At 38.0% G+C, this 15,961-nt stretch carries 17 protein-coding genes; 10 read left to right on the forward strand and 7 right to left on the reverse strand.

All coding sequences use genetic code 11. From position 1 onward, the window contains the following. Positions 1-137: 137 nt before the first annotated feature. Together REI64_RS03430 and REI64_RS03435 are read left to right on the forward strand one after the other, a co-directional pair. The gene (locus REI64_RS03430) at positions 138-1,967 is read left to right on the forward strand and encodes a PDZ domain-containing protein (RefSeq protein ID WP_308848694.1); all 1,830 of its coding nucleotides are present in this window, start codon (positions 138-140) and stop codon (positions 1,965-1,967) included. An 89-nt stretch (positions 1,968-2,056) separates the two neighbouring features. Then, positions 2,057-3,364 (forward strand): M20/M25/M40 family metallo-hydrolase, encoded by a 1,308-nt coding sequence (locus REI64_RS03435; RefSeq protein WP_308848695.1) that lies wholly within the window; start codon positions 2,057-2,059, stop codon positions 3,362-3,364. Positions 3,365-3,408: 44 nt separating this feature from the next. Here the strand turns inward: REI64_RS03435 and REI64_RS03440 are convergent, their stop codons facing one another. Then, a complete protein-coding gene (locus REI64_RS03440; protein WP_308848696.1) occupies positions 3,409-3,906 on the reverse strand; it encodes a GNAT family N-acetyltransferase in 498 nt (165 codons plus the stop codon). A 101-nt stretch (positions 3,907-4,007) separates the two neighbouring features. Beyond that, a complete protein-coding gene (locus tag REI64_RS03445) occupies positions 4,008-4,577 on the reverse strand; it encodes a thiamine pyrophosphokinase (RefSeq protein WP_308848697.1) in 570 nt (189 codons plus the stop codon). A gap of 97 nt (positions 4,578-4,674) precedes the next feature. On the opposite strand from REI64_RS03445, the gene REI64_RS03450 reads away from it, so the two are divergent. Beyond that, positions 4,675-5,175, forward strand: a complete 501-nt coding sequence (locus REI64_RS03450) for a DUF1579 family protein (RefSeq protein WP_308848698.1) — start codon at positions 4,675-4,677, stop codon at positions 5,173-5,175. A 64-nt stretch (positions 5,176-5,239) separates the two neighbouring features. Here REI64_RS03450 and REI64_RS03455 read toward each other — a convergent pair whose 3' ends face one another. Further along, positions 5,240-6,175: an SPFH domain-containing protein gene (locus tag REI64_RS03455; RefSeq protein ID WP_308848699.1), complete on the reverse strand. Its 936-nt coding sequence runs from the start codon at positions 6,173-6,175 to the stop codon at positions 5,240-5,242. A 152-nt stretch (positions 6,176-6,327) separates the two neighbouring features. Here REI64_RS03455 and REI64_RS03460 point away from each other — a divergent pair, with 152 nt between their 5' ends. The 3 genes from REI64_RS03460 to REI64_RS03470 all read left to right on the forward strand — a co-directional run bounded on the left by REI64_RS03460 (position 6,328) and on the right by REI64_RS03470 (position 8,062). Next, complete coding sequence (locus REI64_RS03460) at positions 6,328-7,107, forward strand: hypothetical protein (RefSeq protein ID WP_308848700.1); 780 nt, start codon at positions 6,328-6,330, stop codon at positions 7,105-7,107. A gap of 63 nt (positions 7,108-7,170) precedes the next feature. Then, a complete protein-coding gene (locus tag REI64_RS03465; protein ID WP_308848701.1) occupies positions 7,171-7,809 on the forward strand; it encodes a hypothetical protein in 639 nt (212 codons plus the stop codon). 67 nt (positions 7,810-7,876) lie between these two features. Then, positions 7,877-8,062, forward strand: coding sequence for a hypothetical protein (locus tag REI64_RS03470; RefSeq protein ID WP_308848702.1), 186 nt, complete (start codon positions 7,877-7,879; stop codon positions 8,060-8,062). A gap of 5 nt (positions 8,063-8,067) precedes the next feature. Here the strand turns inward: REI64_RS03470 and REI64_RS03475 are convergent, their stop codons facing one another. The 3 genes from REI64_RS03475 to REI64_RS03485 all read right to left on the reverse strand — a co-directional run bounded on the left by REI64_RS03475 (position 8,068) and on the right by REI64_RS03485 (position 9,979). Next, a complete protein-coding gene (locus REI64_RS03475) occupies positions 8,068-8,259 on the reverse strand; it encodes a hypothetical protein (protein WP_308848703.1) in 192 nt (63 codons plus the stop codon). Next, positions 8,249-9,352, reverse strand: coding sequence for a CapA family protein (locus REI64_RS03480; protein ID WP_308848704.1), 1,104 nt, complete (start codon positions 9,350-9,352; stop codon positions 8,249-8,251). Before REI64_RS03480 ends, REI64_RS03475 begins: the two co-directional genes overlap by 11 nt. 75 nt (positions 9,353-9,427) lie before the next feature. Beyond that, complete coding sequence (locus REI64_RS03485; protein ID WP_308848705.1) at positions 9,428-9,979, reverse strand: NlpC/P60 family protein; 552 nt, start codon at positions 9,977-9,979, stop codon at positions 9,428-9,430. Between the two features lie 453 nt (positions 9,980-10,432). Between REI64_RS03485 and pdhA the strand changes: the two genes are divergently transcribed. The 4 genes from pdhA (at position 10,433) to REI64_RS03505 (ending at position 15,159) form a co-directional block, all read left to right on the forward strand. Beyond that, positions 10,433-11,428 (forward strand): pyruvate dehydrogenase (acetyl-transferring) E1 component subunit alpha, encoded by a 996-nt coding sequence (gene pdhA / locus REI64_RS03490; RefSeq protein WP_267764312.1) that lies wholly within the window; start codon positions 10,433-10,435, stop codon positions 11,426-11,428. Between the two features lie 34 nt (positions 11,429-11,462). Further along, positions 11,463-13,127: a 2-oxo acid dehydrogenase subunit E2 gene (locus REI64_RS03495; RefSeq protein WP_308848706.1), complete on the forward strand. Its 1,665-nt coding sequence runs from the start codon at positions 11,463-11,465 to the stop codon at positions 13,125-13,127. 69 nt (positions 13,128-13,196) lie between these two features. Further along, a complete protein-coding gene (locus REI64_RS03500) occupies positions 13,197-13,409 on the forward strand; it encodes a hypothetical protein (RefSeq protein ID WP_308848707.1) in 213 nt (70 codons plus the stop codon). Positions 13,410-14,028: 619 nt separating this feature from the next. After that, entirely contained in the window at positions 14,029-15,159 is a 1,131-nt protein-coding gene (locus tag REI64_RS03505) for a Fic family protein (RefSeq protein WP_308848708.1), read from the forward strand. 360 nt (positions 15,160-15,519) lie between these two features. On the opposite strand, the gene REI64_RS03510 is transcribed toward REI64_RS03505, so the two are convergent. Continuing rightward, entirely contained in the window at positions 15,520-15,942 is a 423-nt protein-coding gene (locus REI64_RS03510; protein ID WP_308848709.1) for an SH3 domain-containing protein, read from the reverse strand. Positions 15,943-15,961 lie beyond the last annotated feature (19 nt).

Raw genomic sequence — 15,961 nt, forward strand, 5'->3', positions numbered from 1 at the left:
AGCTTATCAATTGATGGGCTTTTTTTGTGAGCCGTGAACTTTAAACAGGGCTTTTTATTAGTTCCACCGTAATAAAATGCTCACAAATCAGAATATTTACTGTCGAAGTATTAACTTCATATCCTAAACTTAGGCAAATGAAGAATTATATACTAGCTGCACTTCTTGTTGGTGCTGCAGTGAACCTAAAAGCACAGCAAGAAATCAGTTACGAAGTAAGCTTTCCAAATGCGGTGCATCATGAAGCGGAGATCAGCATGACTATTCCGAACGTGCCTACAAATGCGCCGTTAAGGGTTAGATTTGCTCGTTCATCTCCAGGCAGGTACGCTACACACGAGTTCGGGAAAAATGCTTATCGTCTTAAAGCTTTTGATGCTAACGGCAAGGCTCTAGCTTTAAAGCAGCCAGCGGGCGATGTTTTTGAAATTGCCAAACCAAGCGCCAAGGTGAAGATTACCTACACACTTTTCGGCAATTGGATTGATGGCACTTATGCAGGTTTCGACGAAGCCCATGCGCACATGAACATTCCGGCGGTTTTTGCTTTCCCAGTGGGGATGGACAAACGTGCAAGAACCGTGAAATTTAACTATACTGGCAAAACCGACTGGAAAGTGGCCACACAATTGAAACCTTTGGGCAACGGCGTTTATCATGCCAAAGATTTCCAATATTTTATGGATAGTCCGATAGAAATATCGGCTTACCAAGCGGCAAGCTTCGAGGTTAAAAATAGCGATGGAAAAATACAAACCATCCACTTAATGGCACATTCTGACGATGACGAAATGAGTGTTTTTAACTACGCCAACATGCTTAAAAAAGTAGTGGATGAGCAAAAAGCCATATTTGGAGAACTTCCTAACTTCGATTTCGGTCATTATTACTTTTTGCATTGTGTGCATCCAAGTTACGCTGGCGATGGCATGGAACACCGAAACTCGACCGTAATTGTACAGCGCACCCCAAAAATTGGCGGAAACGAAAGCAATTTGCTGGGCACTTTTTCACATGAGTTTTTTCACGCTTGGAACGTTGAGCGTTTACGCCCCAAAACGCTAGAACCTTTTAATTTCACACATTCTAATGTAAGCGACGAACTTTGGTTTGCAGAAGGTTTTACCCAATACTACGGCAATTTGACCTTAAAGCGAGCCGGCTTCAGAACCTTAGAAAGTATTACCAGAACATTAAATGGATTGGTAAATGCAGTTAGTAATTCTCCTGGTGCCAAAAACTTTTCGCCTGTGCAAGCAAGTAGGTACGCTGTTTTTGCTGATGCAGGCGTTGCTGTAGATCAAACTAATCAGCAAAACATTTTTACGTCTTATTACACTTACGGAGCAGCGGTTGCTTTAGCGTTAGATTTACGTTTAAGAAGTGATTTTAACCTAAGCTTGGATGATTACATGAAGGCGCTTTGGAAAACTTACGGAAAACCAGAAATCGCATATACCATTCCAGATTTAGAGAAAACTTTGGCAACTTTAACTAAAAACCCAACTTTTGCCACTAAATTTTTCAAAGAATTTATCTACTCAACCAATAAGGAAGATTATGCATCGTTACTGCTAAAAGCTGGACTAGTTTTACGTAAAGAAAAAGCAGGAAAGGCTTTCAGCGGAATTAATCGTTGGTACGAGAACGAAGGCAAGCTTACTTTACCAGCCACTTTAGTTGGCACGCCTGCTTACGCCGCTGGTTTAGATATCAATGACGTAATTTTAAAAGTTGATGGTGTGGACATCAAAAATGCAAAAGATTTCGACGCTGCTCTAGAAAAACACCAACCAGGTGAAACAATTGACGTCACTTTTAGTCGAAAAGGAGTAGAAAGAACAACGAAATTAACCTTAATTGAAAACCCTACTCTAGAATTGCTGCCAATCGAAAACACTGGCGCAACTTTAACACCAGCAATGAAAACTTTTAGAGATAAATGGCTAGAAAGCGCCGTTAAATAATAAGCAAACAATTAAACACAATAAGTATTGAACTCGTGTTTTGGCATCATATCTCAATACGAAAATCTCAATACGCAATACTATATAACATGAAAAAAACCATATTCGCTATCGGATTAGCAGTTGCCTCGCTAACGGCAAACGCCCAAAACATCGATAAAATTATCACCAAAGACTACGTAGATCACTTGATTAAAACATTAGCAAGTGATGATATGCAAGGCCGTCGCACTTTTACTCCAGGCATCGAGAAAGCGGCAACTTTTATAGAAAAAGAATTTACTGCAATCGGCTTAAAACCACTAGACGGACAAACAGGCTATCGACAAACTTTCTATAAATATCAACTAAAGCCTGTTTCTACTAAAGTAACAATTGATGGACAAGTAATTGCTGATGAAAATGTTTTAGTGTACGGCAACAAATCAGAAAATCTTTCTTTTGACCAAAGCAATAGCGATGGCTGGATCAAGTTAGATGAAAGCAAAGACTTTATCAGTCAGTTTAGAACTTTAGCCCGCAGCGGAAAAAGGCAATTGGTATTGGTAGATATGAAGTTTGTAGATGCTTTTAAACGTGTAAAGGGAATGATTGGCAGGGAAGCGATTTTGGACGAAGCCGATTTGAAAAACGATAAAAATCCAGCGGTAGTTTTTGTATTAGATAAAGAAAACGCCAGTACTTTTACCATAGAATTAAAAAATTCGGTTACCAAAATGCCTTTATTTAATGTTGCTGGAGTAATCCCTGGCAAATCTAAAGCTAAGGAGTTGGTTATTTTCTCTGGTCACTACGATCACATGGGTATTGTTGCACCTAAAAATGGCGACAGCATCATGAACGGAGCAGATGATGACGCTTCGGGAACTTCGGCAGTAATAGCTTTGGCCAAATACTACAAAAAACTGAACAAGAACGAACGTACTTTAATCTTTGTTGCTTTTACAGGTGAAGAAATGGGAATGCTAGGCTCAAAATACTTTTCTGAGCAATTAAATCCGGATGAAGTGGTGGCCATGTTTAATATCGAAATGATTGGAAAAGACAGTAAGTTTGGTAAAAACACAGCTTTTATTACAGGTTACGATAAATCTGATTTAGGAACCATCTTACAGAAAAACCTACAAGGAACTGAGTTCATGTTCCATCCAGATCCGTACAAAGAGCAACAGTTATTCTACAGAAGCGACAATGCAACATTAGCTGCTTTGGGCGTTCCTGCGCATACCATCAGTACAGATCAAATAGATTCTGACCCACATTATCACCAAGTTACAGACGAGTACAAAACATTGGATGTAGAAAATATTTTATCAACCATTAAAGCCATTGCAAAAAGTGCGGTAAGCATCATTAGCGGAGCTGATACACCAAGCAGAATACCGAAGTTGAAGTAGTTTAATTTCGTCATTTCGACGAAGAATGAGGAGAAATCTGTTAGTTAGTTTAGCTCCCTCTCCATCACATAATCATTCATATAGAAACCGTTGCCAATATCAAGGTCAACGGTTTCTTTAATTTTGAAGCCGGCCTTTTCATAGAAATTAGCAGCTTTATTAGCCCTATTTACATTTAGCTGTAAAAACTCACCACCTTGTGCTTTTACAAGGCTTACAACTTCATTCATCAAGATTTTACCTACACCCTTGCCGTGCATTTTTGGTAGTACGTAAAGTTTATGAAGTTTGAAAGTCTTGGTTTCTAAGTTAACGGCAGAAAAACCCGCAAACCCAACATCTTCTTTCAACTCGGATGCCATAATAAAATGGTGGCCCTCTAACATTTGCCCCAACAGTTCTCCCTTGTTGTACATTTTCTCTAGCATGAAATCAATCTGCGCTTGCGAAATAATATTGCCATAGGCAGTTGGCCAAGTCTGTTCAGCTATGGTTTTAATAATCGGTAAATCTTCTTCTTTTGCTTTTCTTAGGTAAATCATAAGCCTCCCCTAACCCCTCCAAAGGAGGTGAAATCTAAAATACAAATCTAAGCAATAAACAGTTGCCAGTTTTCAGTTAACCGATTAAACAGTTCAAACAATTAACCCAAAACTTCTCCAATAAACAAATACGGTGATTGAAAACGGAAGGCTACCAATCCATCCTCTACCACTACAAACTCCCTTTCGTCCCGTTGCATCAAATTATCTGCCTCAAAATAAGCGATGATATCAATCAAGAATATAGTTCCTGCGGGCTTCCATACACTAAAACCATCTTTTATGGCGTAATATTTAGCTTCATCTGTAAAAAGCACCAAGTTAATATCGGGCAAATAACAGGTCAAATCATCAAAGCTGTTGATTTTACTGATCACATTTACCGCTGGATATTTCTCTTTCACCAGAAATTCCATCGCATCAGCTATGCCATCTTTCTGCATCGGTATCATTCGGATGTTCTCTTGAAGTTCTACGCCTGCTTCGAGATTGCCAATAACGACATCAACCTTAACATCTAAAGAAACTACCTTTTCGTATTGACTGGCTAGCACAATTAAAGTGGGGCTCCATTCTAAAAGCTGGCCTAAATATTCTTCGTTAAAATCTCCAAACTCGTGGATATACAAAGCTGGCTCCTGCTTCTCTTTTACAATATGATGTGACGACATTCCGTAAAGTTAAAAGTTTTCAGTAGGCAATTTACAGTTTTCAGTTAACCGATTAAACAGTTCAAACAATTAAACATAAAATTTATATCTTAGATTAATGAGCAAGAGTAAATTCGATTTATCAAAGGAAAGCGGCCCACATTTGCGCCTGCTTAGTTTAATTGGCAATTGGGATGGCCGTACACGTACTTGGTTTGAGAAAGATGTATTAGCAGATGAATCACCAACCAGCAGTAAAATTATTGCTCTGCTTAACAAACGTTTTATCCGCTACGAATACAGAGGCGTAATTAACGGAAAAACTCACGAAGGTTTAATGGTTTGGGGCTTCGATTTAGGCAATGGCAAATGCGTTTGTAGTTGGATAGACAGTTTTCACATGGGAACCGGCATTATGTTCTCAGAAGGGCATGAAACCAGCAATGGTTTTTCGGTAACCGGACAATATAGCAATAGCGAAATGCCCGAACCTTGGGGTTGGCGCACAGAATTGGAAATCCTTAACTCCGATCAGTTTATTCTACGTGCTTATAATATATCGCCAACTGGCGAAGAAGCTAAAGCAATTGAAACGATTAACTTGAGAATAGACCTATAGTCAGCTGGCAGTTCTCAGTTAACCGATTAACCAGTTTAAACAATTAACCAGTTAACCAAATAATTTATTTTTTATCCGGACTAGCCTTCTGTGCCATTTGCATCGCCATCATCTGTTTCATCGTATTGTTCATTCCTTCGGTACTACCATCTAAGAAAATTACATTGCCTTCGCTATATTCTGCAAATTGTTTAATGGCTTCTGTCCACATGGTGAAAAGAATTACCGAAGTATCTAAGTTGGCTTGCTGCATTTCGTGAGCGGCATTGGTCATACCTTTAGCAACCTCTTCCCTAAATAAAGCAATACCTTGTCCACGCAATTGCGCTGCTTCACGCTCTGCCGTTGCTGCAATCTTAATAGCATTACCATCAGCTTCTGCACCTTTAGTTTTAGTAATTAACAGCGCCTGACCTTCGTTTTCCGCAGCAGCTTTTAAGTTGTTAGAAGCTACTACTCTACTCATCGAGCGCATAATTTCCTCATCGAAAGTGATATCGTTTAACTGCAAATCTTGCAAATGATAACCCCAACTTTCTAAAACCTGATCTATTTGATGCTTTACGTGTTCTACAATTTCATTACGCTGTGCTAATACATTTGCTTGCTTTTGCGTAGCTACATAAGCACGTATTGAACCTTCTATGGTACGAATTAAAGCCTGCATCAAGTTGTTCGAATCTACGAATTTGAAGGCTACGTTTTTGATGGTTTCTTCATCGTGGTTGAGTACCGAATAAAGCAACATCGCTTTAAAATACACATTTGCCTGATCTTGGGTTACCGCTTGGAAAGAAAGCTCAACCGAACGATTTTGAATAGAAATTCGAGAGTGAATTACCTCAATTAATGGAATTTTTAAGCTTAAACCCGGACGCAACAATCTTTGATATTTACCAAAAATAGTAATCACCGCAATTGTTCCTTGTTTAACAGTTACGAAAGAACTGAAAAGAATAATTAGCGCAAATGCCAATACGCCGTAGCCAATGTAATCCATATCATTTAAGTTTGATATCCAATGATACTAAAAAATAATCAGCATTAGCAGAATTAGAGCTTTTGTTTCTAAAATACCCATATATACGGAGTGTAATTAACAATGCTTATATTAATTTCATAAAACTTTTTTCTTGATTTTAAACATATCCTATGAAATCTCTTTTAACCTCAGTTTTAATTTTTTCGTGTTTAAATCTTAATGCGCAATTTTATCATTATCCTTTTCCACCTACTAAAGCAGATTATGCTAAAAATGCCGCTGCTCAAGTAAAAATATGTCAAGAATATATGATTGCCTTTGATGAAAAAACACTAAACAGAACACTCGAATATGGAACTCAAGGGCTACCTATTGCATTATCCGAAAAAGGCACAAATGCTAATGGCGACAGTACCACAATTGCAGAAATCGGTTACAAATATGCTAATGGAAGATTAACTCTTGAAAACGTAAACAATCACGTAAGTGAAGAAAATTACAAAGTGAGTTACACTTACAACAACCAGGGCAAATTACTTAAAAAATCGATTATAGAAATAGACCCAAGCACCTACACCTACGTTTACAACAAGCTTGGGAAAGTGATAAAAGCCAACATTAAAGTAAGAATGCCAGATAAAAACGGTAAACCTGTTGATGTGCCTCGTGGCTGGTACGATTATACCTACAACGCTAAGGGACAACTAGTGCAAGAAACACATTACTCGCAAGAAAAGGAAAAGCAATTTGTTACTAACTGGCAGTATAACATTAAAGGGCAAATTGTAAAAATTACAGGCTATGCCCATGGTGAACTAGTTTATGAAGAACTATTGGAGTATGCAAGCAATGGACTGCTTAGTAAACGAACTGAAATTAAGCCGCAAGAAGCAGCAACCATTTATCTATATGAATATTGTACAAACTGTAAACAAAGTTGGATGAAGTAGCAGAAAGGCCCCCAGCCCAACACAATCTCTATACTGCACATCGACCACTAAAACCTACCAAATATGAAAGAAAATCCTCAGAAAAAGCGGAGTAAAGAAGAATACCGGCAATATTTACAGCAAAAAAAACAAGAGGAAGAAACAGCACAGAAAGAACGACAAGACCAAATTTGGGCTTTACATAGAAAAGCGCTTAGTGTTAAGTCAGGCGATGTTATTTTTAATGCAAAGCAGGATCTACTTAAAATTTGGGGAGTTAGTGTCCTCTGCTTTTCGATTATAGTATTCACCGTTTACATGCTTAGTTTAATGAACGAGCAAGAATTGGTTCGCGAATTTGGCTCAATTTTAAAAGGCAGATTATTTCAAATTGGGATGACATTATTTTCGAGCGTATTGTTTTTAGCTGTTTGCTATTTTCTGCATAACAAATATGTAATTACCATCACTTTGCTGGCAGATAGCGCACTACAAATAAAAACCTGGGGATTATTTGGCTACAAAGAAAATAGCTACCCTAAAGAAGCGTGGATAGTAGCACCTATTTACCACGAAGGCAAAACCCAGCTGCCTAACACCCCATCGGTATATGCGCCTTACCAAATTGTGAAACCTTACGGGGAAAAGAAGCTTGTTATTAGTGATTTTGGAAATTTTCCCTTCGGAACTAGGGTTTTAGATGATATTTTAAACCCCTCTTGAAATTGTGCAAGTGACGTTCGAAACAAAATTTCACCAAACGTGTTATTAGATGGATTAATTAATAACCATGAACGTAAAACGGACTTTTGGAACCATATTAACCATACTCGGCATTATCGGTTTAATCTATGCTGGTTGGGGTTTTGTAAATCACAATGTAGGCAACCGAGAACTCATTGTAGTGGGTATCATTGGGTTAATCTTCTTTATGTCGGGAATTGGATTAGTGAAGAACACCAAAGATGTAGCTTAAGAGCCTTACTCGTTTGCGGATTTCTTCTTCTGTCGGATAATGAAAATCTGCCCAACGCCAACTATTGAACATGCGACAATAGTAAGGAGTAAAGACCGATATTGACTTTGATCTTGATACAGCTTATAAGCCGCTCCAATAACTATCGCAAAAGCTGCAACTACAATTACATAATGTATGGTTAGTTTATTCTTCATTTAAGGATATTCTATTGTTCTCGAACTTTAATCCATGACCTTTAAAATCGATATCAGTAAGTGCTTTAATTTTCTTAAATGCAGCCTGAGTTTCATCAACAGTTAAGCGATTGATTTTATCTTGTTTTACAGAAACAACATCAGCGTAAAGGAAATCACCTTTAGCATTCAACTTGATTTCAAGCAATGGCGCAATGCCATTTGGTCCTTTTAAACTGAACATACCATAAGTACAGAAATTACCTAAACTGTAGGCAATAAACTTGTTTTTGTACACTTCCACTGCTCTGGTCACATGAGGTCCGTGACCTAAAACCACATCTGCTCCGGCATCTATCACTCCATGAGAAAAGGCATAAACATTACCACGATTTTCTTTGTAGAAGATTTCCGTTTTACGTGTTACATGCTCAAACCTTGCACCCTCACCGCCGCCATGAAAAGATACAATAACAATATCCGCTTGTTCTTTTAACTTCTTCACCAATAATTTAGCGCTATCAATTTTTCTGATGTCAACGGTATTCTCATTAGGGGCAAAAGCTACAAAAGCATACTTCACACTGTCAATGGTAAATAAATCGAAGGGTTTATCTAATTGCCCAGCATAGCTGATTTGAAGCGAATCTAAAATCTTCGCAGTATTTTTTCTTCCGCGGCTGTTGAAATCGCCAACATGGTTATTGGCTACGCTTAGCACATTAAAGCCAGCTTTTTTGAATATACCGGCGTAACGATCTGGCATTCGGAAAGCATAGCAATTGTTTGGGTTAATACCTTTGCACTTCGACGAATTTCCCGAGTTTAGGAAACATCCTTCTAGGTTTCCAAAAACCACATCGCCTTTAAGAAAAGTATCTACTTCCTTGAAACTGTTTATCGCATCATCTGGCGGCAAATTTAACTTACTTGGAAAAGCAGAACCCAACATGATATCGCCAACGGCAACAATGCTGATGGTGTCTTTCAGTTTCGCAACCGCGGGTGTATCAGTTTTAGTTACTGCTTGTTCAGTTTCGGCAGGCTTGTTCTGACAACTCAACATCAGGTAGACAAGAGCAACACCGACAAGCAATCCAAAAATTTTCTTCATCATATTACAAAAAAAATCCTTCCCGATTACGGAAAGGATAAATCTAATATCGTAAATCTAAAATTGTAAATCAGATTATTCTACAATTCCGCCTTCACCTGGCTCAATAATTCTGCCACCTTTATAAAAATAGCGACTGTAGTAAGGCTCGTTTAAGTTACTAATTACTACACCTCTAGAACTAGATGCGTGTGCGAAACGATTTTCTCCCAAGTAAACACCAACGTGAGAAATACTGCGGCTTTTAATCTTGAAGAAAACTAAATCACCTTCTTTTAACTCATCTTTAGACAATGGATTTACCATACTAAAAATATCACGTGAGTTACGTAGAATATCTGTTTTAAAAACTTTATCGTAAATGGCTTTTGTAAAAGCAGAACAATCTATACCTTTTTTAGTGTTACCACCAAAACGGTAAGGAGTACCAATCCATTCGTAAATAAACTTATATAATTTTAGGTTTGAAGTTGCATCTACAGCAACACCCATCACTTGCGAAAAATATTGCGAAGCTAAATTGTCTGGATCTTCTACCTTGGCAGCTTCTTTGCTTTTGCTTTGGGCAAATGCTACCGAAAAAGCTGAGAGAACGATTAACGTAGAAAACAAAAACTTTTTAATCATGTTATACAATTAAGTTTGGGTAAACAACACTTACACTTAACGGTCAACCACGGGGGCTTATTGTTAGCGCCACAAAACTAAAGCTTCACATTGTTTTATCCAAAATTAAAATGTTAAAAATTTCAAGTTATTAACATTTTGAGTATTCAGCTACCTCTGCATTCCTTTTTTTTAATCTTTTTACAATAAAAAAGCTTGCCCCTAGCATCGAAGTTAAAAATTAGGCTAAACCAATTTAACACAAAATTAAATTTCTGTTTTGAAAGGCTTTAAGTTTTAGTAAATCAACACAAAATGATTAGCGTAAAATTTACCATTTCTAAAAATGGTATAAAAAGCAGTACAACAGTGGGTTTAATTAGTGCTTCATGATGTTTTTACATTGGTAGATATACAAAAATCCAAGAAAATAAATTAGATTTGCTCTCGTAAATAAAAATTTATCATCAAAACATGAGTGCAGTAGAAATTAATAAAGATACCTATTTGAAGTGGTTTGAATCGATGTTGCTGATGCGCAAGTTCGAAGAAAAAACTGGACAACTTTATGGTCAGCAAAAAATCAGAGGTTTTTGCCATTTATACATTGGTCAAGAGGCCGTAGTTGCGGGAGCAATCTCTGCAATGCAAAAAGGCGATTCGATGCTTACTTCATATAGAGATCACGCTCATGGTTTAGCTTTAGGTATGAGTGCTAACAGCATCATGGCCGAAATGTATGGCAAAGTAACTGGCTGCTCTAAAGGAAAAGGCGGTTCTATGCACATTTTCAGTAAAGAGCATAACTTCTACGGAGGTCATGGTATCGTAGGGGGGCAAATGCCACTAGGTGCTGGTATCGCTTTCGCAGAAAAATATAAAGGTACTAACAACGTAAACATCTGCTACATGGGCGATGGCGCTGTTCGTCAGGGAGCTTTAAACGAGTCATTCAACATGGCAATGTTGTGGAAACTTCCAGTAGTTTTTGTTTGCGAGAACAACGGTTACGCAATGGGTACTTCGGTAGAACGTACTACTAACATGATGGACATCTACAAAATTGGTTTAGGTTTTGATATGCCATGCGCACCAGTTGACGGTATGGATCCAGTTGCAGTACACAACGCAATGGATGAAGCTATTCAACGTGCTCGTGCTGGCGAAGGGCCAACTTTCTTAGAAATGAGAACTTACCGTTACAGAGGTCACTCTATGTCAGACCCTGCTAAATATCGTACCAAAGAAGAATTAGAAGAGTACAAAGCAAAAGATCCAATTGAGCAAGTAAGAGAGGTTATCCTTAAAGAAAAATATGCTGATGAAGCTTGGATTACCGAAATTGAAGAAAAAGTAAAAGGTATTGTTGACGAATCGGTAAAATTTGCTGAAGAATCTCCTTGGCCACAACCAGAAGAGTTGTTCGAGGATATTTACGTAGACAAGAACTATCCTTTCCAAGAAGTTTAATTTTTAAGACAAGCATTCAAATAAAGATATATAGATGGCTGAAGTAATTAAGATGCCCAAAATGAGCGACACCATGACCGAAGGGGTTTTGGCGAAGTGGCACAAAAAGGTAGGCGATAAAATTAAAAGTGGCGATGTTTTAGCAGAAGTTGAAACAGACAAAGCAACTATGGACATGGATTCATATTGGGATGGCACTTTATTATATATTGGCGTAGAAGAAGGTCAAGCGGTTCCAATTGATGCTGTAATGGCCGTTGTTGGTAAAGAAGGCGAAGACTATAAAGCTGCGTTGGAAGCTGAAACTGGTGGCGCTGCAAAAGCAGAAGCTAAAGAGGAAGCTCCAAAAGCAGAAGAGAAAAAAGAAGCAGCTCCTGCTCAAGGTGGTGGTTTAAGCGAAGCAGAACTTTCTGCTAAAGGAATTACGGTAATTCGTATGCCTTTGTTAAGCGATACCATGACTGAAGGTGTAATTGCTGAATGGCATAAAAAAGTAGGTGATAAAGTTAAAGACGATGACATTTTAGCTGACGTAGAAACTGATAAAGCGACTATGGAAGTAATGGGTTACGCAACCGGAACTTTATTGCACGTTGGTGTTAACAAAGGTGAAGCTGCTAAAGTTAACGGCATTATTGCTATCGTTGGTCCAGAAGGAACTGACGTTAGTGCTATTTTAGCTGGTGGCGATGCTCCTGCTCCTGCAAAATCAGAAAGCAAAGAAGAGCCTAAAACAGAAAGCAAAGCTGCTGATGCACCAAAAGAAGAAGAGAGAGCGCAAGTTGTTTCTAACTCAAATGGTGGTCGTATCATTGCATCGCCTTTGGCTAAGAAAATTGCAAAAGATAAAGGAATTGATTTAGCACAAGTTGCTGGTAGTGCAGAAGGTGGTCGTATCATTAAAAAAGATATCGAGAACTTTACGCCATCGGCTGCTCCTGCTGCTAAAGCTGATGCCGCACCTGCTTCATCTGAAAAAGCTGCTGCTGCTCCAGTAATCCCAACTTATGTTGGCGAAGAAAAATATACAGAGAAACCAGTTTCGCAAATGCGTAAAGTAATTGCTAAACGTTTGGGCGAAAGTTTATTTACAGCTCCACATTTCTACTTAAGTATTAGTATTGATATGGACAACGCAATGGCTGCTCGTACGCAAATCAACACTGTTGCTCCTGTAAAGGTTTCTTTCAACGATATCGTAATTAAAGCGGTTGCCGTAGCATTGAAAAAACACCCAGCCGTGAATTCATCATGGGGTGGCGATAAAATACGTTTCAACGAGCATACTAACATTGGTGTAGCTATGGCTGTTGAAGATGGTTTATTGGTTCCTGTAGTTCGCTTTGCTGATGGCAAATCTTTATCTCACATTTCTGCTGAGGTTAAAGAATATGGTGCTAAAGCAAAAGCTAAGAAATTGCAACCATCAGATTGGGAAGGCTCAACTTTCACCGTATCTAACTTAGGTATGTTCGGTATCGATGAGTTTACTTCAATCATCAACTCTCCAGACGGAGCTATTTTATCTGTGGGCGCTATCCAAGCGGTTCCTGTGGTTAAAAATGGTGCCGTAGTACCTGGAAACGTAATGAAATTAACTTTAGGTTGCGACCACCGTGTAGTAGATGGCGCAACTGGTGCAGCTTTCTTACAAACGTTAAAGCAATTGTTAGAAGCTCCGGTTACGTTATTAGCATAACAAATTCCCTTTCGAGGACAAAATACAAAGGCTTCCAATTTTTGGGAGCCTTTTTTATATCACATCACAATGAGTTCTGAGTTAATCTTCAGTTTACTTTCATCCATTGCCTTAATCGCACTAGGCTTTTATTTTAAATACACCCACGAAAAAGAAGTAGAAACCAAACAAATGGTTAACGGCTATTTTAAAAAGCACTGGTACATCTTTGTAGCAATTGGCGTAATCTGTTTAGCTTTCGATTTCTACAAAATTTTCCTAAATAACGTGAGTTCGGGTTAAGCTTGATATAAAGATAATATCACCCTTCCAGGGTTCTGTTATCATTTATTAATTTATTTTCTAGTATAATTTTACCACTTCGTGGTTGCTTTTAAGTCCGATGGACTGATATTATGATAGAGAATTTATAAAATCAGCTATTTTAACCGCGAAGCGGTGACATTTTTCTTATCCCGAACTCACGTTAAATAATTAGAAAAGCAGTACAATTGCTCCTATTTACGTCAGCCCCGCTTTCGCTCATAGTCCTCGCCTTCGTTGCACTTCGGCTGTGGGCTAATCCGCTTAATCGGGTTTGGATGGCAAAACCCTTGCTCTTTCCAACATCATTTCGGCTGGAACGCAGCGTAATGGAGAATCAATGACTACGCAATAAACTTTGGATATTAAATAAAAAAGCTCTCCAAACACATTCTAAAGATTTCTCGACTGCGCTTGAAATGACGACAAGTGCCAACTACATTTCCACTATTGGTCAGTAAGGCACCGACCGATAGATGGAAAATCTGTAATTATATTTTCCAAACAACGTGGGCCAAAAACCAAATAATTGACCCACGTTATTTTGATATGGACAAAAAAAGCCTAAATTAGCCCACGTTATTTAATAAAAACATAAATGGCCAAAATACATCAAATTCCATTATTGCCTTTAAAGCAAGATGTAGAAACAAAGGCAGTATTAAAAAGGCTTAATACAGTTCGTGCAGCATTAGCAGGATTAAATGGAGTAGCGGAAAGTATTCCAAACGAACGAATAATATTGAACACGCTATCATTACAAGAAGCAAAAGATAGTTCAGCCATTGAAAATATCGTTACCACTCATGACGAGCTTTACACTAGTGATAGCATCACCCGTCAATTCACAAGTCATGCAGCCAAAGAAGTTTATAATTACGCCCAAGCTCTTTTGGAAGGATTTAATCAAGTAAGAGAAAGTGGATTAATTACAACAAATCATATTCTTAAGTTACAAGCTTTACTTGAAGAAAATGATGCTGGATTTAGAAAAGTACCTGGAACAGCGCTAAAGAATGATCAAACAGGTGAAACCGTATATACTCCGCCGCAAGAATTGGACAAAATTATTGATTTAATGAGCAATCTTGAGGCATTCATTAATAATGAAGCACTTACAGATTTAGACCCAGTTGTGAAGATGGCAATTATTCACCATCAGTTTGAAAGTATCCATCCCTTTTATGATGGAAATGGAAGGACTGGTCGTATCATCAATATTCTTTATCTTGTAAAAGAAAATTTGCTTAAACTACCTATACTTTATTTAAGTAGATATATCAACCAAAACAAATCAACTTATTATCGGTTGCTACAACAAACTAGAGAAACCAATAATTGGGAGCCGTGGATATTATATATGTTAGATGCTGTAGAAGAGACCGCTTTGCAAACCTCATATATCATTAAAGAAATTAGAAAATTGATGGTAGTTCATAAACAAAAAATCCGCTCTGAACTTCCCAAAATTTATTCACAAGATTTAATCAATAGTCTTTTTAAGCATCCTTATACAAAAATTGAATTTATTAAAAATGACCTTCGAATAGCTAGAAAGACTGCGGGGAGGCACCTTGATCAACTCTGCGAAACCGGTTTAATTACAAAAAACAAGATTGGGAAAGAAAATTACTACTTCAATAATGATTTAATTGAGCTGCTTATTAATGTTGGCAGCTTAAAGAAAGAAGATGCTGAGCAAATTAATATCACAACTAAACATAATTAAAGTTCAAAAAAATAACGCGGGCCAAAAATCAAATAATTGACCCATGTTATTTTGATGTGGACAAAATATGGAAAAATTAGCCCACGTTAGGCCTCTATGCCTCACCGACCGGAATAAAGATATATGAAGCTTCGACATGTGAAACACTAGTTGCTAGATTAAATACATACATCTCCAAAGATTTCTCGACTGCGCTCGAAATGACAGCAAGATGTAGAAGCCTATGCTTTGCCCTAACGCTCTCACGCTCTTCGTGATTTATAATCGCGAAGCGGTATCAACGGGATTTGTAATCCGTAATTAAATTTAAAAAAAAGCTCCCGAAAATCGGAAGCTTTTTCAAATATTAAGGTGTAATAATTATCCTTCTGGTGTTAGATATTGCGTAAACGCATAACCCTCTTCACCATCATCGGTACGCACTAGCCACCACTGTGCACTACTCTGACTTACCAAAGTAATCACCTCGCCATGTGCAGCTTTACCCACAATTGGCTGGTCTGTGCCCGGTCCTTTACGAATGTTTAAGTTAGAGCTTTCTGTAGTTACCCTTACCTTCGTTACCGCCGCACTTGTCGACACGTTAACGTTTAAAATTAAATCGCCCGTAGCAAAATTTGGGTCTATCTGCCCAAAAATATCCCAGAGTTGGTCCTTTACTGTGCCACTTGGTGCAGTACCATCAATATGTAAAACACCGCCTTGCTCAACAACGTTTAAGTCTGTAATACCAGCCGCTAATGCTGCGTCGGTTAACTGTTTGTATTTATCTTGTAATGCCATTATTGTTCTTTCAAAAAAT

The sequence above is a fragment of the Pedobacter sp. genome (assembly GCF_031119335.1).
GTDB lineage: Bacteria > Bacteroidota > Bacteroidia > Sphingobacteriales > Sphingobacteriaceae > Pedobacter.